The following is a 23,993-nucleotide window of genomic DNA, read 5'->3' as shown; positions in this document are numbered from 1 at the left end:
CTTCGGCGGCTGTGCGCGTACGGGTCAGCCGGAGAGGCGGGCACCCGAGGAGGTCGAGAAGACGTGGATCTCGTCCGCGCGCGGCACCACGTGCAGCGTGGAGCCCTTCTCGGGCACCTGGCGGCCGTTCACGCGCACCACGATGTCCTGCGAGCCCTCGGAGTGCGCGGTCGAGCCGTAGACGTACCCGTCGGCGCCCAGCTCCTCGACGACGTTCACGATGATTTCCAGGCCGCCCGTCTCGGCGAGGTCGAAGTGCTCCGGACGCACGCCGACGGTGACCGTGCGGTCGCCCGCGTCGGCGGCGGCCGACAGGGCCTCGCGCGACACCGGGACGACGCTGTCGCCGAACTTCACGCCGCCGTCGGTGATCGGGACCTCGACGAGGTTCATCGCGGGCGAGCCGATGAAGCCGGCCACGAAGAGGTTCGCCGGGCGGTCGTACATGTTGCGCGGGGTGTCGACCTGCTGGAGCAGACCGTCCTTCAGCACGGCCACGCGGTCGCCCATCGTCATGGCCTCGACCTGGTCGTGGGTGACGTAGACCGTGGTGATGCCGAGGTCGCGCTGGAGGGCCGCGATCTGGGTACGGGTGGACACGCGGAGCTTGGCGTCGAGGTTCGACAGCGGCTCGTCCATGAGGAACACCTGCGGCTTGCGCACGATCGCGCGGCCCATCGCGACGCGCTGGCGCTGACCGCCGGAGAGCGCCTTCGGCTTGCGGTCGAGGTACTGGGTCAGGTCCAGCATCTTCGCCGCGTCCTCCACCTTCTTGCGGATGGTGGCCTTGTCCTCACCGGCGATCTTGAGCGCGAAGCCCATGTTGTCGGCAACGGACATGTGCGGGTACAGCGCGTAGTTCTGGAACACCATCGCGATGTCCCGGTCCTTGGGCGGCAGGTGCGTGACGTCGCGGTCACCGATGCGGATGGCACCGCCGTTGACGTCCTCCAGGCCGGCCAGCATGCGCAGCGAGGTGGACTTGCCGCAGCCGGAGGGGCCGACCAGGACGAGGAACTCGCCGTCCGCGATCTCCAGCTCCAGCTGGTCGACGGCGGGCTTGTCGCCGCCGGGGTACAGACGGGTCGCCTTGTCGAAAGTGACAGAAGCCATGGTGATGAATCCCTTCTACCGGCAGGAACGTGCCGGACGATCCGAGTGGAAGGTCTAGTCCAGTGGACTGGACTCGGCCCGACGCTACCCGCCCGAGCCGCTCCTGTCAGCACCTGGACGGGAGTGAGTTCCAGGACGTTTCCACACGTCGGGTCCAGGTGTCAGAGGCGGCTGCTTTGATCACGGCCATGACCATCTACGACGTGACCCGCGCGCTGCCCGACATCGCGACGCTGCGCGACCGCTGCCGGGCGATGGCGGCGCTGGAACTGGTGATCAGCGGCGAGGAGGACGACGGCTACTTCGCCTACGACCCGGAGTGGGGCCCGGGCGAGGAAGCGGCACTGATGGACAACGGCTCCGGCGACGACTACGCGATCGTCTTCACGGCCGACGGGGTCTTCGGATGCGGCTTCGACCACGAGTCGCGGATGAGCCCGTGGTGTGACGAGGACGGGGAACCGTGGCCCGGCCTGGTGGACGGCATACCGGAGGTGTTCCAGCCGCAGGTGAAGGAGCCGGCGTTCAGCACGGGGGAAGACGGCGTACTCCGCGCGACCGCCGTCTTCTGGCGCGAGACCGGCGACACGCAGTGGCGCGCGGGCAAGGTGGAGTTCCCGGAGGGCAAGTCCGACCCGGACGGCGCGGACTACCTCTTCGAACTCCTCGCGGCCGGCACCCCGGAGGCCTACCGCGACTTCGCCGAGGACTACTACGAGACGGACCTCCCGTTGGAGGCCATCCGCCACCTGTGGGAGCTGCGCCCGCTCACCCAGGCCGTCGTGGACGCCCTGAACCCGGGGCTCCCGCTGGCGGCGGTGGGGCCGCGGGTGGCACGGGCGGGGTATCCGGGGGTGTGAGGGCGGGTAGAGCACCGGCTTTTTGACCTGGTGAGGCCAGAGCAACGCTCTTTTGACCTTGTGGGGGCAGAGCGCCGAACTTTTGACCCCGGTGTCGCCCTCGCGGGCGCCACTTCCTGCTTCATCGTCCGCTGCCGCCAGGTACAGCCCTGAGGGATGCACCGGGCGGTCTGACACGGACTCCACAGGCTTGAAGACCGACGGCCCGTCGGCCTGTTGTTCGTGCACGGCCTATGCGGTCATGACGTACTCCGGTAGTTCCGATGCGCGGATGAGGGAGGGCGGGGCCTTGCCCGGGGGCAAGGCCGTCGCCACGAGCTCGTAGAGCCGGAGCCCCTCGTCGCGGAGGTTCACCGCGGCGTTCCCGTCACGGTCGTGGGCGGCATCGCACGCGGCACATGTCCACGACCGGACGGACAGGCCGAGCCGCTCGCCCTTGGTATGGCAGGCGGAACAACGCCGGGTCGAGGGGAAGAACCGGTCCACGACGACCAGGGTGCGCCCGTACCAGGCCGCCTTGTACCGGAGCATGTCGAGGATCGTGCCCCAGGAGGCGTCGGCGATGGACTTGCTCAGCCTCTTCACGCGGAGGAGGTTGGCGACGGCCAGGTCTTCCACCACGAGCACTTGGTTCTCGCGCACGAGGCGGGTGGTGAGCTGGTCGAGGCCGTCCTTCCGGACGTCACTGATCAAGGCGTACAGCCTGGCGATCTTCGCGCGGGCCTTGCCGCGGTTGGCTGATCCCTTCTGCTTGCGGTGCAGCTCACGTTGGAGCCGCGCGAGCTTCTTCTCGTACTTCTTCAACAGCTTCGGGTGGTCCACGGTGCTGCCGTCGTCCAAGGTGACGAGTGCTGCCAGTCCGAGGTCGATGCCGACGGCCTTCGGGGTATCCGTACCCGGGGCGAGCGCGGCGGGCAGAGGTGCGATCCGCTCTTCCACGAGGGCGTAGAGGAAGAAGCGGCCGGCGCGGTCGCGGGTCACCGTCAGCTTCACCGGGGTGACCCCGGCGGGCAGGGGGCGGGACCAGCGCACGTCCAGTGGCTCTGTCTGCTTCGCCAAGGCGATGAGCCCCGTGCCCGGCCGTTCGGGGTCCTCGTGCCAGCGGAATCCGGTGCGGACGTAAGTCGCCGAGTCTCGCGTCCGGTGCTTGCGCTTCGGCTTCGGGTACTTCGTCGAGCCCTTGAAGAAGCGGGCGAACGCGGAATCCAGGTGGCGGAGCGACTGTTGGAGCACGGTCGACGACACGTCCTGGAGCCACGGGGTCTCGGGGGCCCGGCGCCAGCCGGTCAGCGCGCGGGAGGTCTCGGCGAAGCCGAGGGAGACGCTGTGCTCCTCCCATGCCTTCACTCGGAGTGCCAGCCCCTCGTTGTAGACCCAACGGCAGGCGCCGAACGTCTGGATCAGCTGCTCGGCCTGCGAGTCGGTGGGGTAGAAGCGGTAGCGGTACACCCGCTGTTGAGTGCCCGGTTCCTTCGCCCTGCGAGTGAGGGGGTTGGCCGCGCGCTGCTGGTGCTTGCGCTGGTCCGGGACACCCAGGACCTCGCGCTTGAGGCGCTTGGCCTCGGCGCCTATGACGCGCTTCTTCTGTTCCGCGGCTTCGGCCACGAACCCTCCCACCCCTACGGTCCGATAGTCGGACGTGTACTCCAGTACCAAGAACGAACGGGTGGGCGAGGGGTTACGGACGCCGGAAAGTTCTTCGCGGCGGGGTCTGGCGGCTGTGTAGAGTGAAGGCGATTCTGTGCGCTGTGCAGTGTCACGTGTGCCGCCTTAGCTCAGTTGGTAGAGCGCCGCCCTTGTAATGCGAAGGTCGTCGGTTCGATTCCGACAGGCGGCTCTAATCCCAGGTCAGAGGCTTATTGGCCAGGTGGATTCGAACGAAAGCGGAAGGCCCCGGGCAGTCGCCCGGGGCCTTTTGCGTGCCGTCAGTGGCGGCCCGAGATGCGGTCTGCCAGGCGGGCCAGCGGGGTTGTCGTCGGGGTGTGGGTGGTGGATTCCCGGCGGTCGGCCTCGCGGTAGGCGGCGTAGAGGGCCTGGACGCCGAGCCAGCGGAAGGGTTCCGGTTCCCAGCGGCGGACCCGGTGGTTGACCCAGGGGAGGGTCGTCAGGTCCGTCTTGTCGCCCAGGACCAGGTCGCGGAGGGTGCGGGCCGCGAGGTTCGCCGTGGCCACGCCGGAGCCCACGTAGCCGCCGGCCCAGCCGAGGCCCGAAGCCGCGTCCAGGGTGACCGTGGCGCACCAGTCGCGGGGGACGCCGAGGACGCCGGACCAGGCGTGGGTGATCTCCACTCCCGTCAGGGCCGGGAAGAAGGATTCGAGGAGGTTCGTGAGGGCCGTGATCGTGGCGGGCTGGGTGCGGCCGTCGTTGTCGGTGCGGGAGCCGTAGCGGTAGGGGACGCCGCGGCCGCCGATGGCGATGCGGTCGTCGGCCGTGCGCTGGGCGTACATGTAGGCGTGGGCCATGTCGCCGAGGGTGGAGGCGTCGGACCAGTTGAGTTGGGACCAGGTCTCCGGGGGGAGGGGGGCCGTCGCGATCATCGAGGAGTTCATCGGGAGCCAGGAGCGCTTCTGGCCCTTGAGGGCGGCGGTGAAGCCCTCGGTGCAGCGCAGGACGTACGGGGCGCGGACGGTGCCGTACGGGGTGAGGGCGCGGCGCGGGGCGATCTCCGTGACGGGGGTGGACTCGTGGATGACGACGCCGAGGCGTTCGCATGCGGCGGCCAGGCCCTTGACCAGCTTCAGGGGGTGGATGCGGGCTCCGTGCGGGGTCCAGGAGGAGCCCACGGCGTCCGCGACGTTGATGCGGGCGCGGGTGTCGGTGGCGTCGTAGAGCTCGCGGTCCGTTTCGCCGAAGGCGAGTTCGGCGGTGTGGAAGGCCCTGAGGCGGGAGAGCTGGGCGGGGGTGCGGGCCACTTCGAGGACTCCGCCGCGGTGGATGTCGGCGTCGATGCCTTCCTTGGCCGCGGTGTCGATGACTTCGGTGACGGTCTCGTTCATGGCGTGCTGGAGGCGCTGGGCGGCCTGGTGGCCGTGGAGGGCGGCGTAGCGGTCGCGGCCGGCGATGCCGTTGTAGAGCCAGCCGCCGTTGCGGCCGGAGGCTCCGTAGCCGCAGAACTTCTGCTCCAGGACGGTGACGCGCAGGTCGGGGGCGGCGGTCTTGAGGTAGTACGCGGTCCACAGGCCGGTGTAGCCGCCGCCGACGATGACGACGTCGGCCGTGGTGTTGCCGGTGAGCGGGGCGCGGGGTGGGTGTGCGGGGGCGGTCTCGTCCGTCGCGTACCAGAAGGAAATTCCGCCGTTGATCGTCATGGGGGAGTTGGTACACGGCGTTTTGGGTGGGTGTCCAGGGGCGTGACGTCGGGTTTTGGGGGCTGAGGGGTGGCCGAATGGCTGATGTGGGGGTGGGGATTCCTCCTTAGGGTGGGGCGGGGATTTTGTCAGGTTTTTGTGTGAGAGGTACGGGTTCGTATGGCGCGGGTTGTGGTGGCAGGGCGGCTGGTCGCGGCGGTCGCGTCCGTGGCCCTGTTGGGTGGGGCGGTCGTCGGATGCGGCTCCGGGACGGGTGAGGGGAAGGCCGTGGCGGCCTCCGAGGTTCCGGTGCGGACCAGTCCGATCGCCGGACAGCTCGCGGGGCTGCCCACGGCGGTGGACGGGGCGAAGATCGTCGTGGGGAAGGCGGACGCGCCGCGTACCGCGCAGGTGCTGGTGGATCCGAAGTGCGGTTACTGCGCGCGGTTCGAGGAGGCCGGCGGTGAATCGCTGCTGAAGCTGGCGGTGGCCGGTCAGGTGAAGATCGAGTACCTGTTGGCCTCGTTCCTGGACCGGGGTGGGGCGAGCGGTTCGGTCAAGGCGGTCAACGCGCTGCGCGCGTCGGCGGACTGCGGGAAGTTCGCGGAGTTCCACGCGGCGGTCTTCGCCAGTCAGCCGAAGGGGAAGTTCACCGACGAGCTGCTCCTGAGGATCGCGGACCGGGTGCCGGGGCTGCGCGGGGCGGAGTTCGACACGGCGGTGAAGGAGCAGAAGTACAAGGGGTGGGTCGCCGAGGCGGAGAAGGGCTTCGAGGCGACGGGTGCGCAGGCGACGCCGTTGGTGCTGGTGGAGGGGGAGCCGGTCGGGTCGAAGGACGGGTCGCTGTTCGATGCGGGGGCGTTCACGCGGGCGTTGGAGGGTGTCGGGATCGGGGCGACGGCCTAGGGGGCGAAGGGGTTCTTGGGCCTAGGGTCGGGTCATGGACGGTGCGACGGTCGGTGGGGCGGGCGGCGCGGGTGCGGGTGCGGGCGCCGGTGGTTCGGGCGGCTCGGGTGGTGGTGGGTTCGGCGGGGTTCCGGCGCGGTTCGCGCGGGCGCAGGTGCGGGACAACGGCGCGGCGGGGCGGGAGTTCGTCGACGCGCTTCCCGGGCGGGTGGCCGCTTTCCTGGAGCGGTGGGAGCTGCGGGTGACCGGGCCCGGGATGTACGGGGTGACGGCCCTGGTGCTGCCGGTGGTGCGGGCCGACGGGACGGCGGCGGCGCTGAAGTTGCCGGCGCTGGACGAGGAGAACGCGGGGGAGGCGCTCGCGCTGCGGGCGTGGGCCGGGGAGGGCTGCGTACGGCTGCTGGCGGACGATGCGGAGACCGGCACGCTGCTGCTGGAGCGCCTCGACGAGGGCCGGCCGCTGTCGGCGGTGGCCGTACGGGATTCCAGGCGGGCGGTGGAGCTCGTCGGCGGGTTGCTGGCGCGGCTGACGGCGGTGCCGGCGCCGGCCGGGCTGCGGCGGCTCGGGGACGTGGCGGCGGCGATGCTGGAGGCGGTGCCGGGGGCGTTGGAGCAGTTGGGGGACGGCCGGGAGCGGGGGCTGGTCGCGGACTGCGCGGCGGCGCTGGCGGACGTGGCGGGGGAGCCGGGGGACCGGCTGCTGCACTGGGACCTGCACTACGACAACGTTCTGGCGGGCGGGCGCGAGCCGTGGCTGGCGATCGATCCGAAGCCGCTCGCCGGTGATCCGGGGTTCGAGTTGCTGCCGGCGCTGGTCAACGACTTCCGTGCGCGGGAGGTGCGGTGGCGCTTCGAGTCGCTGGCGGAGGCGGTGGGGGCGGACCGGGAGCGGGCGCGGGCGTGGACGCTGGGGCGGGTGCTGCAGAACTGCCTGTGGGACGTGGAGGACGGGGACCGGCCGGCGGCGGTGCAGCTGAGGGTCGCGGAGTCGTTGCTGGGGGCGGGGCGGGGCGGAGGGAACGGGCGGGGCCGGCGCGCGGGCTCGTAGGGTGCGGGCATGATCCGTAGCGCCGTCGTCAGCGACGTACCCGTCATCCACGCCATGATCCGCGAGCTCGCGGAGTACGAGAAGGTGCCGCACGAGGCGCGCGCCACCGAGGAGCAGTTGCGGGAGGCGCTCTTCGGGGAGCGGCCGGCGGCGTTCGCGCACCTCGCGGTGACGGAGGAGGGCGAGGCGGTCGGGTTCTCGTTGTGGTTCCTCAGCTTCTCGACGTGGCGCGGGGTGCACGGGATCTACCTGGAGGACTTGTACGTCCGCCCGGGCGTGCGCGGCGGTGGCCACGGGAAGGCGCTGCTGCGGGAGTTGGCGCGGATCTGTCGGGAGCGCGGGTACGAGCGGCTGGAGTGGTCGGTCCTGAAGTGGAACGAGCCGACGATCGCCTTCTACGAGGCCTTGGGTGCGCGGCCGCAGGACGAGTGGTCGGTGTACCGGCTGGCCGATGGGGCGCTGGCGGAGCTCGGGGGCGCGTAGGTCCGGCGGGCCGGGCCGGGATCCTCAGGGTTCCAGGACGACCTTGCCGGTGGTGGCCCGGGTTTCCAGGTCGTGGTGGGCGGCGGCGGCTTCGGCGAGGGGGTAGCGCTGGAGGGCGGGGCGCAGGCGGCCGGTGGCGGCTTCGGCGAGTGCGCGGGTTTCGAGGAGGCGCAGGGGGTCTTCGCCTCCGGTGCGGCGGAGCATGGCGGGGCCGAGGACGTGCTGCGTGGTGATGCCGCGGGCGTCCAGGCCGGCCTGCTCGGTGTCGGTGAGGGCGAGGGGGCCGCCGGACCAGCCGAAGACGAGGTGGAGGGCGCCGTCGCGGAGCAGGCCGAGGGCGGTGCGGGCGACGGTGCCGCCGACGGAGTCGAAGAGGACGGTGGCGCCGTCGGGGTGGTGGGCGCGCAGGGTGTCGGCCCAGTCGGGGGTGGTGTAGTCGAGGGCGAGGTCGGCGCCGTTGGCGGCGGCGCGGGCGGTTTTGGCGGGGCCGCCGGCGAGGGCGACGACGGTGGCTCCGGCGTGCTTGGCGTACTGGACCAGCAGGGTGCCGATGCCGCCCGCGGCGGCGGGGACCAGGACGACGGAGCCGGGGCCGAGCTCGGTGAACTGGAGGATGCCGAGGGTGGTGCGGCCCGTGCCGATCATGGCGACGGCGGTGGCGGGGTCGAGGCCGTCCGGGACGGCGTGCAGTCGGGCGGCTTCGGCGACGGCGTACTCGGCGTAGCCGCCGGGGGCGAATCCGAGGTGGACGACGACGGTCTGCCCGAGCCATCCGGTGTCCGTGTCGGGGCCGAGCGCGTCGACGGTGCCGGCGACTTCGCGGCCCGGGACGGTCGGCAGCTCGGGCAGGGGTGCGGGCGGGCCCTGGATGCCGCGGCGCAGGGCGGTGTCGAGGAGGTGGACGCCGGCGGCGGCCACGGCGATGCGGACCTGGCCGGGGCCGGGGACGGGGCGGGGGACGGACTCGTAGGTGAGGTTCTCGGCGGGGCCGAAGGCGTGGAGGCGGACGGCGCGCATGGCGCCGGGGGCGGTTGGGGTGTGGGCCGGGGTGGTGGCCGTGGTGGTGGTCATGGGGACAGGGTCCGACCTCAGGTGGGGTTGAGGTCAAGGGTTTGTCAGTGGGGTCGGTCAGGATGGGGGGATGGCGCGAAACGGGCAGCAGCAGACGGTGAAGGCGGCGCGGCGGCCGGAGGTGCGGTTGCCGGAGCTGAGCGGGTGGGAGGACGCGGGGCCGGGGCTGGAGCCGGACGGGGACTACGACGGGCTGGAGCTCGTCGAGGTGGACCTGGCGGGCGCGAACGGGCGCGGGGCCCGGTTCATGGACTGCGCGCTACGGCGCTGCGTGCTGGACGAGACCGGCCTGGCCAAGGCGCGCATCCTGGACTCGGTGCTGGATGGCGTCCGGGGGGTGGGGACGGACCTGTCGGAGGCTTCGCTGCGCGACGTGGAACTGCTGGACGCCCGGCTGGGCGGGGTGCAGCTGCACGGGGCGGTGCTGGAGCGGGTGCTCGTACGCGGGGGCAAGATCGACTACCTGAACCTGCGCACGGCGCGCCTCAAGGACGTGGTCTTCGAGGGGTGCGTGCTGGTGGAGCCGGACTTCGCGGGCGCGGTGCTGGAGCGGGTGGAGTTCCGGGACTGCGAGCTGCGGGCGGTGGACTTCACGGGGGCGCGGATGGCGGACGTGGACCTGCGGGGGGTCGCGGAGCTGGAGATCGCGCGGGGGGTGGATGCGCTGGCGGGGGCGGTGATCAGTCCGGCGCAGCTCTTCGGCCTGGCGCCGGCGATGGCCGCGCAGCTGGGGCTGCGGGTGGTCCCGTAGCGGGCTCCGTCGGGCGGGTCACGGGTACGGCCAGTGCGGGTCGGCCCAGCGGTCGCCGTCGTGGAGGCCGAGCAGCCGCACGGTGTGGAGGATTTTTTCGGGGGCGCCGTGGGCGCGCAGGCGCGCGGGCCGCGAGCCAGTCGGTCAGTTCCGCCCGTACGGCTTCGGTCTCCTCGTCCGACCAGACGAACCACGTCGACCAGGGGAGTGCGTAACACAGGAGGTCCCGTTCCCATGCGTCGACAGTGTCGGCGAGGTGCTGGTCGGCGACCGGGTGGCGCAGGTCCTCCCAGACCGCCAGCCAGGGGCCGATGGTGCCGGAGGCTTCGGCGCACAGCGGGAGGAGTTCGTGCACGGGGACGGCGGGGTCCGGGGTGAGGAGGGTGTGGGCCCACCAGGCGTGCAGGAACTCCCGTACGGCCGCGCTCTGCGGCGCGGGCCACTGCTGCCATTCGCCCCGGTAGAGCTGGGTGCCGACCTGGCCGATGGCCCACGCGTGGGCGCCGAGGCCGTCGGTCAGCTCGCGGGCGAACTGGGGCAGGACGCGGCGCAGCACGGCGCCGTGGTCGCTCCAGTCGGGGGCGCTCCAGGTGCGGTGGAGGAGGTCGGGGTCGAGGTCCGTGCCGGGGAGCTTCAGCAGGGCGAGCTCCTCCGCGGTGCCCCAGTGGCAGTCGCACTGGCCCTCGTCGGCCCGGGCGGTCATCCCGCGGAAGGTGACGGCCAGGTGGGCCAGTGCGCGGTCGAGTCGTACGCGGGCTGCGGCCGCGGCGGATGGCGCCGGGTCGTGCGCGTGGTCGTGCGTGTGGTCGTGCGTGTGGTCGTGCGTGTGGTCGTGCTCGGGGTCGGTCATGGTCGGCGGTGCCTCACGGGGACTCCGGGCCGTTCGGACCCGAAGAGTGCGACCCTACCGGCCGGTTGATTCCGGAGGCCCAGAGGCCCAGAGGCCGCTCGTTCCCGGTGGCCCGCAGGCCCGCAGCCCCGCAGGCCCGGCGGCGCGGAGGGCCGGAGGCCGGTCGTTCCCGGTGGCCCGGTGGTCAGGTGGCCTGGCAGCCCGGTAGCCTGGTTGGCCCCGCAGGGCGTCGGCCTGTCGGCCTGTCGGCCTGTCGGCCTGCCGGCCCGTCGGCCCGGCAGGCCGGTGGGTCAGGGTCGGTGGGTCAGGCCGGGACTCGGGGGAAGCGGGACTGGAGGGTCCAGACGACCGGGTTGTCGCCCAGGCCGTCGTGCATGTCGACGAGGTCCGCGATCACGTCGTGCAGGAAGTCCCGGGCTTCGCGGCGCAGCAGGCGGTGGCTGAAGGTGAGGGGGGCTTCCTCCGACGGCATCCAGTCGGCCTCGACGTCGACCCACCCGAAGCGGCGCTCGAAGAGCATGCGGTCCGAGGACTCGGTGAAGTCGATCTCGGCGTACTGCCGGTTGGCGGCGCGGCTGCCGCGCGGGTCCTGGTCGAGCTGCTCGACGATGTCGCACAGCGCCCAGGCGAAGTCCAGGACGGGCACCCATCCCCAGGCTGTGGACACTTCCCGGTCCGCGTTGGTGTCGGCGAGGTAGACGTCCCCGCAGAACAGGTCGTGGCGCAGCGAGTGGACGTCCGCCGAGCGGTAGTCGGTCTGCGGGGGGTCGGGGAAGCGCCGGGAGAGGGAGTAGCCGATGTCGAGCACGTATCCGATGGTGTCACGTGCGGGGCAGGGGGTCTCCCGCGCGTCCTGACGGGGGGCCCCGTACGGCGTCCCGTGGGCGGTGCGGGTACGGGGATCAGAGTTCCTGATGCCCCCCGGGGGTGTCGGGTTCGCCGGATTAAGCTCGGCGCGTCCGGGGGGGTCGTGGCGAGAGGGGACGGGCGTGGGGGGAGCCGGGGGGCAGGGCGAGGCCGTGGTGGCCGGGGTGCTGCGGGAGCGCGACCGGCTCGCGGCCGAGTTGCACGACACCGTGGCCCAGGGACTGACCAGCATGCACCTGCTGCTCGACGCGGCCGACCGGGAGTGGACCCGGGAGCCGGGGCGGGCCCGGCTGCTGGTCCGGCAGGCGGCCGCCGCGGCGCGCGAGAACCTTGCCGAGGCCCGGCGGATCATCCGTGACCTGGCTCCGGTGGAGCTGGAGCGGGGGGCCCTGGCCGATGTGCTGCGCGAGCTGTGCGCCGCGGAGGACGGGGCGCGCTTCCGGCTGGAGGGCGAACCCCGGCCGGTGCCGGGCAGGGTCGAGGGCGCGGTGCTGCGGGCGGCCCAGGGGGCCCTGGCCAACGTACGCCGGCACGCGCGGGCCTCGGTCGTCGTGGTGACCCTGACCTACCAGCCGTACGTACTCGCCCTGGACGTGTGGGACGACGGCGTCGGGTTCGACCCGGCCGCGGCTGCCGGGCACGCGCATCAGGGCGGGGACGGGCATCCCGGCGGGGACGGGCTGCGGCTGCTGCGCCGCCGCATCGCGTACCTGGGGGGTACGGCCACGGTGGAGAGCAGCCCGGGTGGGGGAGGGACGGTGGTGTCGGTCTGCGTGCCGGTGCCGGGACCGGGGTCGGGATGACGCCGGTCCGGATCCTGCTGGTGGACGATCATCCCGTCGTGCGGGCGGGGCTGCGGGCGCTGTTGGGCGGGTGCCCCGAGTTCGAGGTGTGCGGGGAGGCCGCCGACGGGGGCGCCGCCCTGCGGATGGTGTGCGAGCTGCGGCCCGAGCTGGTGTTGATGGACATCCGGATGGGTCCGGGGATGTGTGGGGTGGAGACCGCGCGGCGGATCGGGCGGCTGCCCGCGCCGCCCCGGGTGGTCGTGCTCAGCAGCTACGAGTCCGACGCGTACGTCGTACGGGCCGTCGAGGCGGGTGTGGCGGGGTACCTGCTGAAGGGGTCCCCGCCCGACCTGCTGTTCCAGGCGCTGCGGACGGTGGCGGCGGGGGAGTCGGCGCTGTCGCCCTCGGTGGTCTCGCGGCTGATGAGCCGGTACCGGGCGCCGAGTGCGGCGCTGACGGCCCGGGAGACCGAGATCCTGGAGCTGATCGCGACGGGCCGCTCCAACCGGGAGATCGGCTCGGCGCTCTTCATCAGCGGGACCACGGTCAAGACCCACCTCGTGCACGTCTACGAGAAGCTCGGGGTGGAGAACCGTACGGCGGCCGTGCGCGCGGCCGTCGACCGGGGACTCATCGGGCTGGAGTGAACCCGGGGGCGCCGCGTCCGCCGCGTCGGTCGCGTCGGTCGATTCAGTTCGGGTAGTTGATCGGGACCGCCGTGCCGTTGTACTGCCAGAGCGGGGAGAAGACGCGCTTGCGGATCTTCCAGACGCCCGCGGACTTCACGTACTCGTCGCGGTAGCGGATGCCGCGTACGACGACGGTCTCCGGGGCGGTTGCGGTGGCCGGGTACACGAGCTGGGCGGTGGCGTGGCTGTCGCCGGTCGCGGTGTGGCGGCCGGTGACGCGGACGAGGGCGTTGGCCGTGACGTGGGTGGAGTAGCCCCAGGCCGCCGCGCCGTCGAGGTTGGCGACGACCGCCTCGATGCCGGACTTGACGATGCCGGCGGTGCCGTCGGGGTGGGCCATCACGGTGAGGACGGCGTCGTCGGTGAAGAGGGTCCGGAAGACCGTCTTGTCCTTGGTGTCCACGGCGAAGAGGTAGGTCTCCAGCAGGCGGTTGATCGCCAGCTCGTCCTCCGCCCAACCCGCCGGGCCGGGGCCGTAGGAGGCGGTCGAAAGCTCCTCGGAGGCGGAGGCGGAGGCGGAGGCGGAGGCGGAGGCGGCCGTGGCGGGCGCCGTGGAGGCGAGTGCGCCGAGCCCGGCTACGGCGGCGCCGGTGCCCAGCATGGTGAGCATGCGGCGGCGTTCCGGTACGAAATCGGTGGTCGGCATGGCGGGTTCCTCTCGACACGGCTGGTGGCGCCCGGGCCGGCTCGGGTGGTCCGGGCACTGACGAGCCTGTCGGGTGGCCGCCCGCGGGGGATCGGCGCGGCGTACGAGCGCGATCTCGTACGGATGGACGATGCCGACGGCCCCCGCCTCGGAGAGAGAAGGCCTCAGAGAGAAGGCCTCAGGGAAGGAGGCGCTGCTCCTTGGCCACCGAGACCGCGCCCGCGCGGGTGTCGACGCCGAGCTTGTCGTAGATGCGGCCCAGGTGGGTCTTGACGGTGGCCTCGCTGATGAACAGGGCGCGGGCGATGTCGCGGTTGCCGAGCCCGCGGGCGAGCTGGCCGAGGATGTCGAGCTCACGGTCGGTCAGGGTGGGCCGGGTGCCGCGCATGTGGGCCATCACGCGGCTGGCCACGGGGGCGGAGAGCGTGGTGCGGCCCTGGGCGGCGGAGTGGATCGCGGCGAACAGCTCCTCCGGGCGTTCCGCCTTCAGGAGGTAGCCCGTGGCGCCCGCGCCGATGGCCCGGGTGATGTCCGCGTCGGTGTCGTACGTGGTCAGGACCAGGACGTGCGGGGGGTTCGGGGCGGCGGTGATGCGGCGGGTGGCCTCCACGCCGTCGATGCCCTCGCCGAGCTGGAGGTCCATCAGGACCACGTCGGGGCGGAGTTTGGCCGCCAGCGCGACCGCCTCCTCGCCGCTGCCCGCCTCGCCGAGCACCTCGATGTCCGGCTCGCTGCCGAGCAGGGCCAGCAGGCCGGCGCGGACCACGACGTGGTCGTCGCAGAGGAGGATGGTGGTCGCCTTCTCGGCGGCCGGGTTCTCGTTCGGGGTCATGGGGTGGGCTCCAGGGGGATCGACGCCGACAGGACCGTGCCCTCGCCCGCGGTGGATTCGATGGTCAGGGTGCCGCCGAGCTGGCGGACGCGGGCGCGCATCGCGGGGAGGCCGTGGCCGCGTTCCCCGGCGGCGGAACGGGTCGGGGTGAAGCCGTGGCCGTCGTCGGCGACGTCCAGGACGACCTGGTCGCCCAGGAAGCTCAGGGTGAGGGCCGCGGTACGGGCCCCCGAGTGCTCCCGTACGTTCGCCAGCGCTCCCTGCGCGATGCGCAGCAGCGCTTGCTCCGCGCGGTCGGGGAGGGGGACCGGCGCGCCCTCCAGGTGGAAGCGGACCTCGATGTCCGGGCCCGCGTCCAGCGCGCGCAGGGCGTCGGGGAGGCCGGCGCCGTCGGCGAGTTCGGGCGGCGCGAGGTCGTGGACCAGGCGGCGGGCCTCGGCGAGGCCGCGGGCGGTGATGTCGGTGGCGGTACGGACGTGCGCCCGGGCGGTGCCCGGGTCGGTGTCCCAGGTGCGGTCGGCGGCTTGGAGGAGCATCTGCTGGCTGGACAGGTGCTGGGCCAGGGTGTCGTGGATCTCCATCGAGAGGCGCTGGCGTTCGGCGAGGGTGCCGGCGCGGCGTTCGGTGGCGGCGAGTTCCCGGCGGGTTCGGATCAGGTCGTCGATCAGGGTCCGCTGGGCCGTCGCCTGGCGCTCCATGTGGACGAAGACGGCGGTGGCGAGCGCGGCGACGGCGGGCGGGGCGAGCAGCAGGTTGGGGTCGAAGGGCTCGGAGCCGGAGGCCTGGGCGAGGCGGAGCTGGGCCGCTACGACGAACACGGTGAGCAGGGCCACGAGGACGATGGCCGCGCGGGGCGGGAGGGTGCGCAGGGCCGTGTAGAAGAGCGGTACGGCGCACCAGGCGAAGCTCGGCGCGAGGACGACGAGGACCACCCAGACGGCGACGACCAGCCCGAGCCAGAGGAGGCGGCGCAGGGTGGGGGCGGCGCCGAGGGCGGGGCCCAGTACGTAGAGCAGGGCCAGGGTGATGCCGAGGGCGATGATCCACGGGGTGCGGGGTTCGTCGGGGTGGCGGAGGAGGAAGCGGGCCACGGAGGCGCCCAGGAGGAGGAAGAACGCGGTGTGCATGACCGTGGCGAGGGCGCGGGTGTCTTTTGGGGGTGGGGTGGTCGCCGGGCTCGGCGGGGGCGCAGTGGTCACGGGGTGCTCCTGGGGTGGTGCGGTTTGTCCATGGTGCCGGTTTGGTGTGGGCGGTGGTTGGGTGGCGCTGCGCGGGGCCGTCCCCCACCCACCCTTCCACCGTTCCCAGGGCTCCGCCCTGACCCGTCCGGCCCGGGCTGCGCCCGAGGCTCCTGGGGCTCCGCCCCAGACCCCGGTCCTCAAACGCCGGACGGCTGGATTGAGCCCCGGACGACTGGAAGGGGCTCGGGGGAGGGGCCCGACAGGGTGGAAGGGCCAGGTAAGCGTCCGGTCGGGGCAGGCCGCATCAGCCGATCGGTTGACCCCCGGGTCAACCGGTGGGGGTCGGCTTCGGAGCCGGTACGGGGACGGGGTGGAGGGGGTGGCGGGGAGAGGCTTGGAGCAACGGCAGGACAGCCCGCCGTGCCGACGTTCACAGGAGCAGCAGACATGAACACCCGCACCCGCGTTCTCACCGGTACCGCCGTCGCCGTCGTCCTCGGCGCCGGAGCCCTCGGCGCCGTCAGCGCCAACGCGGCTCCGGCCTCCGCTCCGGCCTCCGCCACGGCCGCCGTCGCGAAGAAGGACGGCGACAAGAAGAACTTCACCACCTCCACGCACCTCACCATCGACGCCGCCACCCGCGCCGCCCAGGCCGCGCTGCACGCCGCCGAGCAGGAGAACCAGAAGGTGACCGTGGCCGTGGTGGACCGCAACGGCAACACCATCGTCACGCTGCGCGGCGACGGCGCCGGCCCGCAGTCCTACGACTCCGCGCAGCGCAAGGCCTTCACCGCCGTGTCCTGGAACGCCCCGACCTCGGTGCTCGCCGGCCGCCTCGCGCAGACCCCGAACCTGAAGGACATCCCCGGCACCCTCTTCCTCGGCGGCGGCACCCCGGTTCAGGCCGATGGCGCCCCGGTCGCGGGCATCGGTGTGGCCGGCGCCCCGAGCGGTGACCTGGACGAGAAGTTCGCCAAGGCCGGCGTGGACGCCCTCGCCAAGTAGCAAGGAGAGGGGTGGAGCGCCACGGGACGTAGTCTCGGACGCGTGGATCACCGCTTTCTCTTCCGCCTCGCCGCCCCTGCCGTCGCCACCCTGCTCGCCCTCACGGGCTGCACGGGGGAGACCGTGCACGGGCGGCCGGGTGCGTCGGGGGTGCGCGACCCGTTCTTCCCCAAGGCCGGAAACGGCGGTTACCAGGTCGAGCACTACTCCCTGGACCTCGACTACGACCCGGCCGACGGGCGGCTGCACGCCACCGCCGTCATCACCGCCCGTGCCGAGCAGGGACTCAGCTCCTTCAACCTCGATCTGAGCGGACTCGAGGTGGAGGGCGTGAGCGTGCAGGGCGCCGGGGCCCGCTTCAACCGCACCGGCAACGAACTGACGGTGCGCCCCGCCGAGGACCTGGAGCGCGGCGAGGTCTTCCGTACGGAGGTCGACTACTCCGGCCGGCCCAGGACGGTGACGGACCCCGACGGGTCGGAGGAGGGGTGGATCGTCACCCCGGGCGGCGAGGGCGCGGTCGCGGTCGGCGAACCCGTCGGGTCGATGGCCTGGTTTCCGGGGAACCACCACCCGAGCGACAAGGCCACGTACGACATCACGGTGACCGTCCCCCGGGGGTACGAGGCCGTGTCCAACGGCGAGCTGCGTTCCCGTACGGAGGAGGACGACGGGCGGACCGTGTTCGCCTGGCACTCCGCGGAGCCGATGGCGAGCTACCTGGCGACCCTGGCCGTCGGGAAGTTCGAGGTGACGACCGGGCGGACCGCGTCCGGGATCCCCGTCTACACGGCGGTGGCGCCCGGCGAGGCGGCGGAGAGCGAGGCCGCGCTCGCGCGGCTGCCCGAGATGGTGGAGTGGGGCATCGGCCGGTTCGGCCCGTACCCCTTCTCCGCGACGGGCGCGATCGTGCTGCCGGAGCACACCCTCGGCTACGCCCTGGAGACGCAGACCCGGCCGGTCTTCTCGGGGGCGCCCGGCAGCCAGGAGCTGGTGCTGCACGAGCTGGCGCACCAGTGGTTCGGGGACTCGGTGTCGCCGAAGTCCTGGAAGGACATGTGGCTCAACGAGGGCTTCGCCACCTACGCCCAGTGGCTGTGGTCCGAGGACCACGGCGGGCCGACCGCGCAGCAGCGCTTCGACGCCTACCTCGCCGGGGACACCCGCGTCGACGGGGAGGCGGGCTCGGACTGGGGGGCCTTCCCGCCGGCCGCCCCGCGCAACCCGAAGGAGATCTCCGGGTCGCCGGTGTACGGGCGCGGGGCGATGGTCCTGCAGCGGATCCGGCAGGAGGCCGGCGACGAGAAGTTCTTCGCCCTGGTGCGCGGCTGGGCCGCCGCGCACCGGCACGGGAACGCGAGCACGGCCGATTTCACCGCCTACGCGCAGGAGAAGACCGGCCGTGACCTGACGGAGGTCTGGGACGTGTGGCTGTACGGGAAGGACCGCCCCAAGGCCCCCAAGGCCCCCGAGGCCCCGAAGGCGCCGCATACGCCCGAGGCCCCGAAGGCGCCGTAGCCCCGGCTACAGGGCCTTGCGCAGGACCACGCAGGGGCGGCCCGCCTCGCGGTCGGCGCCCCGGCGCAGGAAGTCGTAGCCCTGGGACCGCCAGAAGGCGAGGGCCTTCTCGTTGCCGTCGAGCACGGCGAGCCGTACGCCCGACCGTCCGGCGGCGCGGAAGCGGTCCTCGACCAGGGCGACCACGGCGCGGCCGTAGCCCTCGCGGTGCGCGGTGGCGTCGATGAGCAGCAGGCCGATCCACGGGTCGGGGTCCTCGGACGCCGGATCCCCGGAGGAAGAGTGACCGGCGTGGGAGAGGGTGGCGGCCAGGCCTACGAGGCGTCCGGCGGAGCGGGCGAGGAGGACCTCGGCGCCCTTGTGGGCGAGCTCGTCGGCGAGGGCGGCGGCGACCTGCTCGACCGTGATGCGGCCGGGGTCGGGGAAATCACCACTGAGTTCGAAGAACGCGTGGTTCGTCGCGTAGAGCGTGGCGATTTCGGTGAGGACCGGGCCCGGCAGGGCGCCGTCCTCGAGGGGAGCGAGCGGCAGGAGGATCACCTGCCGAACGGTAGCGAAGCCCCCTCCCCGGACGGCCGGGAGGGGGCTTCGGCTGAGACGCGTCCGTGGACGCGGGCGCTCAGGATCAGACGTTGACGCCGAAGTCCTGGGCGATGCCGGTCAGGCCGGAGGCGTAACCCTGGCCCACGGCGCGGAACTTCCACTCGGCGCCGTTGCGGTAGAGCTCGCCGAAGACCATGGCGGTCTCGGTCGCGGCGTCCTCGGAGAGGTCGTAGCGGGCGATCTCGGCGCCGCCGGCCTGGTTCACCACGCGGATGTAGGCGTTGCGGACCTGGCCGAAGTTCTGGCTGCGGGTCTCGGCGTCGTAGATGGAGACCGGGAAGACGATCTTGTCGACGTCGGCGGGCAGGCCCGCGAGGTTGACGTTGATGGCCTCGTCGTCGCCCGCGCCCTCGCCGGTGCGGTTGTCACCGGTGTGCACGATGGTCTGGTCCGGGGTGGACTTGTTGTTGAAGAAGACGAAGTGGCCGTCGGAGACGACCTTGCCGAGCGCGTTGACCGCGATGGCGGAGGCGTCCAGGTCGAAGTCGACACCGGTGGTCGTGCGGGTGTCCCAGCCGAGGCCGACGGTGACGGCCGCGAGGCCCGGGGCCTCCTTGCTGAGCGAGACGTTTCCGCCCTTGGAGAGGCTTACTGCCATGGTGACTGGTGTCCCTTCCTAGTCTCACTTGGTCTCACTTGCCGTATCGACCGTGAGAGTGCCCAAGTTACCGCTGCTCTTCATAACGCGGGGAGAGGGGCGCCAGGTTCCGCGTTGCGGGAATTGTCCGCGAGTGGTCGTCGGCGAGTGATCGTCCGGGAGTGGTCGTCCGCGATCCGCCGGGAAATGCGGGTGACGGAGCCCCGGCGGGCACGGATCATAGGGGGCATGCCTGGTCCCTATGTCATCCGCGGTTCGGTCGTGCTCCCCGAGGGCGAGCTCGCCTGGCGTTTTTCGCGGTCCTCGGGGCCGGGCGGCCAGCACGTGAACACCTCGGACTCGCGCGTGGAGCTGCTCTTCGACGTCGCGGCGACCAAGTCGCTGCCCGACGTGTGGAAGGAGCGGGCGCTGGAGCGCCTCGCGTCCCGGCTGGTCGACGGGGTGGTGACCGTACGGGCCTCCGAGCACCGCTCGCAGTTCCGCAACCGGGAGATGGCGCTGGTCCGGCTGACCGCGCTGCTGGCCGAGGCCACGGCGCCGCCGCCGAAGGCGCGGCGGGCGACGAAGATCCCCCGCGGCATCAACGAGCGGCGGCTGCGCGAGAAGAAGGCCCGCGGCGAGACCAAGCGGGGCCGCAACGCGCGGGACTGGTAGCCGGAGGCCGCCCCGCGCTCAGGGCGCCAGGTGCCGGTAGCGCCCCCGGAAGTACGTCAGCGGCGGGGAGTCCGGCGCCGGCTGGGTGGCGGTGAGGACGTGGCCGATGACCAGGGTGTGGTCGCCCGCCTCGACGCGGTTCTCCGTACGGCACTCCAGGGTGGCCAGTGCCCCCGACAGCAGCGGGGCGCCGGAGACGCCGCCGCGCGTGTAGGGCAGGTCCGCGAAGAGCAGACGGTCGCTGATGCGGTTCTTCATCGAGAACCGGCTCGCGATCTGGAGCTGGTGGTCGGCGAGCACCGACACCGACCACAGGGGCTGCTCGGCCAGCAGGTCGTCCATCCGGGACCCCTCGCGCACGCTGACGAGGACCAGGGGCGGCTCCAGGGACACGGACATGAAGGCGGTCGCCGTCATGCCGACGTCCTCGCCGCGCGGGCCGCCGGCCGCCAGTGGGGGTTCCTGTGCGGTGATCAGGCAGACGCCCGCCGCCAGTCGGGACATCGCGGCCCGGAACTCGTCGTTGCTCACTCCCTCAGCATGGGGTGCGGGTGCGGAAAGTGGTGTCACGGGGGTCGTTGGGGGCACGGTCGGGACGCTACTGTCACCCCTCGCGCGGCGCATCGGGCGGAGGTCCGAGGCGCGCCCCCGCCCATCGGCCTACGCCGGGCCGGGCGGCCCCGCGCCGGCCCGGTCCGCCCCGGACCCGGGCGCGGCGTTTGCGCCCGAAAACGGGTCGGACGAACCGGCCGGAACGGACCCGAGTGGTGCGGCGCGGCGGTCACCCTTATTCATCTCATGTGACTTGAGTCACAGAGAGCAAGATTTGTTGACCCTGTGTACCTGCCGCACAGCTCACTGTGATTCAGTGGACGGGACACCGCAACGAAGCGCCGATGACAAACCTGGAGTTGCTGTCGAGGTCTCGGGGAGAGCGAGCAATGGAGACCGAGTCGGAGCCGTACGTCCGTCTTGCGACCCTGCGGCAGCTGCACCGGGTGGTGGCCGAGCTCAATACGGCCCGGAGCCTGGCGGACACCCTGCAGACCGTCGTGGACGGCATCGTCGTCGGCCTCGGCTATGAACTCGCCTGCGTCAACCTCGTTCGCCCCGACGGTGATCTGGTCGTCGCCGCCTTCGCGGGAGACGCCGCCGCAGAAGCCCTGATCACCGGCCGCGTCGGCTCGCGCGCCTCCTGGGAACGCCGCCTGACGATGGGCGAGAACTGGGACGGACTGCGCTTCATCCCGCACACCGAGGGCTGGGTCCTCGTCGAGGACGACGTCCCCCAGTGGCACACCGATGGCCCCGACCCTCGGTTCGAGGACGAGTGGCACCCCGAGGACCGGCTGTACGCACCCATGTACGCCTCCGGCGGCGAACTGCTCGGCGTGGTCTCCGTGGACCGCCCGCGCAACGGCCGCCGGCCCGGCGCCTGGGGCCGCGAAGCGCTCCAGATGTATGCCTTCCAGGCCGCGATTGCGATCAGCAACGCCCGGCTCCGGGCGAACATGCAGCGGGCCCTGGTCCGGCTGGAGCGCGAACAGCAGGCCCTGCGCGCCAGCGAGGAGTCGTTCCGCCAGGCCTTCGAGTACGCGCCGAGCGGCATGGCCATCGCAGAGATGGGCGGCGACCAGCACGGCCGCCTGCTGCGCACCAACGACGCGCTGTGCCGGCTGCTGGGCCGGCCCGCCTCCGTGCTGCGCCGGTACTCCTTCTCCGACCTCGTGCACCCCGAGGACATCGGCACATTGCTGCGGACCTCCGCCGAGGGCGGCCGCGCCGAGCTCAGACTCGGCCGGCGCGACGGTACGTACGTCTGGGTCTCGCTGCGCAACTCCGTCGTCGCGGACGCCGCCGACGGGCCGCGCTTCCTGCTCACGCACGTCGAGGACATCGAGGAACGCAAGCGGCACGAGCTCCAGCTCGCCCACCGGGCCAGCCACGACTCGCTGACCGGCCTGCCCAACAGCGCCGAGCTGCGCTCCCGGCTCGGGGCCCGGCTCTGTCGCCGCCCGCAGTCGGTGCGCGCCACCGCCGTGGAGGCGCTGGACGCCGCCTTCGAGACCCGCCCCGCGGTGGAGGGGACACCCGGCGGGCACGGCGGGCACGGCGAGCACGGTTTCCGGCCCGACGGTTTTCCCGAGCCCTTCGAGTTCCCCGGGGGCATGGGCGGCATGGGCGGCCCCAACGGTTCGGCCGCGGTGGGCCCGTACGACCATCACGTGCACACGGTCGCGCCGGCGACCGACATCGACGACGGTACGAAGGGGCTCGCGGTGCTCTTCTGCGACCTCGACGGGTTCAAGTCGATCAACGACCGGTTCGGGCACCACACCGGCGACGCGGTCCTGATCGAGGTGGCCCGGCGGCTGACGACCGGCGTCCGGGACGGGGACACGGTGGCCCGGCTGGGTGGTGACGAGTTCGTCGTCCTCGCCGACGGGCTGGGCGCCGCCGACGCCGCCGACCTCGCCGTACGGCTGCGCAACGCGATCATCCCGCCGATCCGGGTGGACGGCCGCGCGGTCCGCGTGGGAGCCAGTTTCGGGATCGGCTGGGCGAGCTGCGGCATGTCGGCGGACGAGGTGCTGCGCTCCGCCGACCAGCGCATGTACATCGAGAAGCGCTCTCGTTCGAAGGCACACCGCAGGGCCGGGTAAACTCTCGGGCCGCCCGTGGGCGCACCTGTTCGGGGTAGGCTCCCCGGGGTCGAAAGGAGTGACCTGCGATGACGACGCCCGCGAACCACGGCCCGAACAACGGGGCGAACAAGCCCGAGGATGACGACCCGTTCGGCTACCTCTACGAGGACGGCCAGGCCGCGGGGGCCACCCCGCCCGGGCAGGGCGGCGGGTACGGCTACCCGGGACCCACGGCCGGCGGTCAGCCGGGTGTGCCCCGGACCTCGTACAACCAGGTCCGCACGGTCGGTGACCGGCCCTACGGCGGCCCGCGCGGGCCCGTTCCCTATCAGCAGGGCCCGCAGCAGCAGCCCCCGGCCTACCAGGCGCAGTACCAGGCCCCCGAAGCGCTGCAGGCGGGCGGCTACGGCGTTCCGCCGCAGCAGCAGCCCCCGCAGTACACCCAGTCCCTTCCGCTGCCGGGCTCCGGCGGCGGGCGCGGTGGCGGCCACGGCGGCGGCGGGTCCAGCCGCAAGGGCATGCTCATCGCGGCCGTCGCGGTGGTCGCCGCGGTGGCGATCGGCATCAGCGCGGCGGTGATCTTCGGCAAGGACGACGACGCCGACAAGGGCAAGAACACAGCGAACACGGGCCAGAGCCCGTCGGCGCCCGCCCAGAACACCCCCTCGGGCAAGCCGAGCGACTCCGCGCCGGCGGACGCTCCGCTGCCGAAGGGCGACGCGGGCGGCTCCGGCATGGTGATCAGCGGTGGCGCGGCGCTGGAGAGCGCGGTGCCGGGGGCGAAGAGCGAGGGCGGCAAGTACGTCGGCGGCTTCAACCAGCCGGGTGCTGCGGTGACCTGGACGCTGGAGGTCCCCAAGACCGGCGAGTACACCTTCCGGATGTACTACGGCGTGCCGGGCAAGGACGCCAACATGACGCTGGCGATCAACGACACCGTGCAGACTCGGCCGATCAACATGAAGAACTTCGCGAAGGCCGGCGAGGGTGCCTGGGACAAGGGCTGGACCAACACGTACTCGTACGTGAACCTCAAGCAGGGCACGAACACCATCAAGATCTCCTGCGAGGCGGGCAACTCCTGCGAGGCGGTCATCGACCGGTTCGTCCTCGAGAAGCGCTGAGTCCTCGCGCGGTCGGGGCCCAGCGGGCCCCGACCGTGGCAGGCTTCCGTTAGATCCGGCCGGCCTCGACGCAGTAGATGGCGACCCAGCCGATACGCCCGTTGTAGTTGACCTTCACCCAGTCGTTGCCCGAGGGACCTCCCGACCAACAGCTGTAAGACCCGCCCTCGTTGTTGCGTGTACAGGGCGTCGTGGTGCACGGGACGCGGGTCGACGTGTTCGAGACCGTGGCGATGAGGCTTCCGGACGTGCTCGCGCTGGTGCGGATGTTGAAGGAATGGCTGCCGTTCATCCACACGCCCGCCGTTTCGGCAGCAGCTGCCGGGTTCGACAGGCCCAGTACTGCCGCAGCGGTGAAGCCGACGCATGTCAGGGCGGCCCGGATTCGTGAGTTCATCAGTGAACACTCCAATTAGTTACTCGGATATGTGTTCGATTTAATGTAGGGGTGAGGTCTCGGTACAGCCCGGGGCTGCA

At 72.4% G+C, this 23,993-nt stretch carries 25 protein-coding genes and 1 tRNA gene; 13 read left to right on the top strand and 13 right to left on the bottom strand.

All coding sequences use genetic code 11. The features are described 5' to 3' along the window. Positions 1 to 24: 24 nt before the first annotated feature. The gene (locus OG247_RS19910; protein WP_327253527.1) at positions 25 to 1,113 is read right to left on the bottom strand and encodes an ABC transporter ATP-binding protein; all 1,089 of its coding nucleotides are present in this window, start codon (positions 1,111 to 1,113) and stop codon (positions 25 to 27) included. 188 nt (positions 1,114 to 1,301) lie between these two features. On the opposite strand from OG247_RS19910, the gene OG247_RS19905 reads away from it, so the two are divergent. Beyond that, positions 1,302 to 1,973 carry a hypothetical protein gene (locus OG247_RS19905; RefSeq protein WP_327253526.1) on the top strand — a complete coding sequence of 224 codons (672 nt, stop codon included), beginning with the start codon at positions 1,302 to 1,304 and terminating at the stop codon, positions 1,971 to 1,973. Positions 1,974 to 2,204: 231 nt separating this feature from the next. Here OG247_RS19905 and OG247_RS19900 read toward each other — a convergent pair whose 3' ends face one another. Further along, positions 2,205 to 3,578, bottom strand: coding sequence for an RNA-guided endonuclease InsQ/TnpB family protein (locus OG247_RS19900; RefSeq protein ID WP_327253525.1), 1,374 nt, complete (start codon positions 3,576 to 3,578; stop codon positions 2,205 to 2,207). Between the two features lie 159 nt (positions 3,579 to 3,737). Between OG247_RS19900 and OG247_RS19895 the strand changes: the two genes are divergently transcribed. Beyond that, a tRNA-Thr gene (locus OG247_RS19895) sits at positions 3,738 to 3,810 on the top strand. 88 nt (positions 3,811 to 3,898) lie between these two features. Here OG247_RS19895 and OG247_RS19890 read toward each other — a convergent pair. After that, a complete protein-coding gene (locus OG247_RS19890; protein WP_327253524.1) occupies positions 3,899 to 5,281 on the bottom strand; it encodes an NAD(P)/FAD-dependent oxidoreductase in 1,383 nt (460 codons plus the stop codon). 159 nt (positions 5,282 to 5,440) lie between these two features. Between OG247_RS19890 and OG247_RS19885 the strand changes: the two genes are divergently transcribed. Genes OG247_RS19885 through OG247_RS19875 form a run of 3 tightly spaced genes read left to right on the top strand, consistent with a single transcriptional unit; the run spans position 5,441 to position 7,697 of the window. Then, positions 5,441 to 6,166 carry a DsbA family protein gene (locus OG247_RS19885; protein ID WP_327253523.1) on the top strand — a complete coding sequence of 242 codons (726 nt, stop codon included), beginning with the start codon at positions 5,441 to 5,443 and terminating at the stop codon, positions 6,164 to 6,166. Between the two features lie 34 nt (positions 6,167 to 6,200). Beyond that, a complete protein-coding gene (locus OG247_RS19880) occupies positions 6,201 to 7,214 on the top strand; it encodes an aminoglycoside phosphotransferase family protein (protein WP_327253522.1) in 1,014 nt (337 codons plus the stop codon). Positions 7,215 to 7,223: 9 nt separating this feature from the next. Further along, entirely contained in the window at positions 7,224 to 7,697 is a 474-nt protein-coding gene (locus OG247_RS19875) for a GNAT family N-acetyltransferase (protein ID WP_327253521.1), read from the top strand. A 24-nt stretch (positions 7,698 to 7,721) separates the two neighbouring features. Here OG247_RS19875 and OG247_RS19870 read toward each other — a convergent pair whose 3' ends face one another. Continuing rightward, complete coding sequence (locus tag OG247_RS19870) at positions 7,722 to 8,714, bottom strand: zinc-binding dehydrogenase (RefSeq protein WP_327257553.1); 993 nt, start codon at positions 8,712 to 8,714, stop codon at positions 7,722 to 7,724. Positions 8,715 to 8,838: 124 nt separating this feature from the next. Here OG247_RS19870 and OG247_RS19865 point away from each other — a divergent pair, with 124 nt between their 5' ends. Further along, positions 8,839 to 9,519 carry a pentapeptide repeat-containing protein gene (locus OG247_RS19865; RefSeq protein WP_327253520.1) on the top strand — a complete coding sequence of 227 codons (681 nt, stop codon included), beginning with the start codon at positions 8,839 to 8,841 and terminating at the stop codon, positions 9,517 to 9,519. On the opposite strand, the gene OG247_RS19860 is transcribed toward OG247_RS19865, so the two are convergent. Further along, the gene (locus OG247_RS19860; RefSeq protein WP_327253519.1) at positions 9,449 to 10,369 is read right to left on the bottom strand and encodes a hypothetical protein; all 921 of its coding nucleotides are present in this window, start codon (positions 10,367 to 10,369) and stop codon (positions 9,449 to 9,451) included. The genes OG247_RS19865 and OG247_RS19860 overlap by 71 nt on opposite strands. Before the next feature lie 304 nt (positions 10,370 to 10,673). Continuing rightward, positions 10,674 to 11,177 carry a hypothetical protein gene (locus tag OG247_RS19855; RefSeq protein ID WP_327253518.1) on the bottom strand — a complete coding sequence of 168 codons (504 nt, stop codon included), beginning with the start codon at positions 11,175 to 11,177 and terminating at the stop codon, positions 10,674 to 10,676. 181 nt (positions 11,178 to 11,358) lie between these two features. Here OG247_RS19855 and OG247_RS19850 point away from each other — a divergent pair, with 181 nt between their 5' ends. Both OG247_RS19850 and OG247_RS19845 read left to right on the top strand, forming a co-directional pair. After that, positions 11,359 to 12,039, top strand: a complete 681-nt coding sequence (locus tag OG247_RS19850) for a sensor histidine kinase (protein WP_327253517.1) — start codon at positions 11,359 to 11,361, stop codon at positions 12,037 to 12,039. Next, a complete protein-coding gene (locus OG247_RS19845; RefSeq protein ID WP_327253516.1) occupies positions 12,036 to 12,668 on the top strand; it encodes a response regulator transcription factor in 633 nt (210 codons plus the stop codon). The genes OG247_RS19850 and OG247_RS19845 overlap by 4 nt, the downstream gene beginning before the upstream one ends. Before the next feature lie 43 nt (positions 12,669 to 12,711). On the opposite strand, the gene OG247_RS19840 is transcribed toward OG247_RS19845, so the two are convergent. The 3 genes from OG247_RS19840 to OG247_RS19830 all read right to left on the bottom strand — a co-directional run bounded on the left by OG247_RS19840 (position 12,712) and on the right by OG247_RS19830 (position 15,315). Next, the gene (locus OG247_RS19840) at positions 12,712 to 13,356 is read right to left on the bottom strand and encodes a nuclear transport factor 2 family protein (RefSeq protein ID WP_327253515.1); all 645 of its coding nucleotides are present in this window, start codon (positions 13,354 to 13,356) and stop codon (positions 12,712 to 12,714) included. 178 nt (positions 13,357 to 13,534) lie between these two features. Beyond that, positions 13,535 to 14,188, bottom strand: a complete 654-nt coding sequence (locus OG247_RS19835; RefSeq protein ID WP_327253514.1) for a response regulator transcription factor — start codon at positions 14,186 to 14,188, stop codon at positions 13,535 to 13,537. After that, a complete protein-coding gene (locus tag OG247_RS19830) occupies positions 14,185 to 15,315 on the bottom strand; it encodes a sensor histidine kinase (protein WP_327257552.1) in 1,131 nt (376 codons plus the stop codon). The genes OG247_RS19835 and OG247_RS19830 overlap by 4 nt, the downstream gene beginning before the upstream one ends. Positions 15,316 to 15,816: 501 nt before the next feature. Here OG247_RS19830 and OG247_RS19825 point away from each other — a divergent pair. Then, complete coding sequence (locus tag OG247_RS19825; protein ID WP_327253513.1) at positions 15,817 to 16,374, top strand: GlcG/HbpS family heme-binding protein; 558 nt, start codon at positions 15,817 to 15,819, stop codon at positions 16,372 to 16,374. 42 nt (positions 16,375 to 16,416) lie between these two features. Next, entirely contained in the window at positions 16,417 to 17,892 is a 1,476-nt protein-coding gene (locus OG247_RS19820) for a M1 family metallopeptidase (RefSeq protein WP_327253512.1), read from the top strand. A gap of 6 nt (positions 17,893 to 17,898) precedes the next feature. Here OG247_RS19820 and OG247_RS19815 read toward each other — a convergent pair whose 3' ends face one another. Together OG247_RS19815 and OG247_RS19810 are read right to left on the bottom strand one after the other, a co-directional pair. Then, positions 17,899 to 18,432, bottom strand: a complete 534-nt coding sequence (locus OG247_RS19815) for a GNAT family N-acetyltransferase (RefSeq protein WP_327253511.1) — start codon at positions 18,430 to 18,432, stop codon at positions 17,899 to 17,901. Between the two features lie 85 nt (positions 18,433 to 18,517). Beyond that, positions 18,518 to 19,093: a TerD family protein gene (locus tag OG247_RS19810; protein WP_327253510.1), complete on the bottom strand. Its 576-nt coding sequence runs from the start codon at positions 19,091 to 19,093 to the stop codon at positions 18,518 to 18,520. A 228-nt stretch (positions 19,094 to 19,321) separates the two neighbouring features. Here OG247_RS19810 and arfB point away from each other — a divergent pair, with 228 nt between their 5' ends. Then, positions 19,322 to 19,747: an alternative ribosome rescue aminoacyl-tRNA hydrolase ArfB gene (gene arfB, locus OG247_RS19805; protein WP_243339524.1), complete on the top strand. Its 426-nt coding sequence runs from the start codon at positions 19,322 to 19,324 to the stop codon at positions 19,745 to 19,747. 18 nt (positions 19,748 to 19,765) lie between these two features. On the opposite strand, the gene OG247_RS19800 is transcribed toward arfB, so the two are convergent. Continuing rightward, on the bottom strand, positions 19,766 to 20,371 hold the full coding sequence (locus tag OG247_RS19800; RefSeq protein WP_442813349.1) for a flavin reductase family protein: 606 nt from the start codon (positions 20,369 to 20,371) through the stop codon (positions 19,766 to 19,768). A 317-nt stretch (positions 20,372 to 20,688) separates the two neighbouring features. Between OG247_RS19800 and cdgB the strand changes: the two genes are divergently transcribed. Both cdgB and OG247_RS19790 read left to right on the top strand, forming a co-directional pair. Continuing rightward, positions 20,689 to 22,410 (top strand): diguanylate cyclase CdgB, encoded by a 1,722-nt coding sequence (cdgB, locus tag OG247_RS19795; RefSeq protein ID WP_327253509.1) that lies wholly within the window; start codon positions 20,689 to 20,691, stop codon positions 22,408 to 22,410. A gap of 68 nt (positions 22,411 to 22,478) precedes the next feature. After that, positions 22,479 to 23,516, top strand: coding sequence for a CBM35 domain-containing protein (locus OG247_RS19790; RefSeq protein ID WP_327253508.1), 1,038 nt, complete (start codon positions 22,479 to 22,481; stop codon positions 23,514 to 23,516). Between the two features lie 49 nt (positions 23,517 to 23,565). On the opposite strand, the gene OG247_RS19785 is transcribed toward OG247_RS19790, so the two are convergent. Beyond that, entirely contained in the window at positions 23,566 to 23,913 is a 348-nt protein-coding gene (locus tag OG247_RS19785) for a hypothetical protein (protein ID WP_243339528.1), read from the bottom strand. Between the last annotated feature and the right edge of the window lie 80 nt (positions 23,914 to 23,993).

It is taken from the genome of Streptomyces sp. NBC_01244 (assembly GCF_035987325.1).
Taxonomy (GTDB): Bacteria; Actinomycetota; Actinomycetes; order Streptomycetales; family Streptomycetaceae; genus Streptomyces.
Note: the sequence above shows the minus strand (reverse complement) of the source record. Positions and strands in the feature narration are given on the sequence as shown.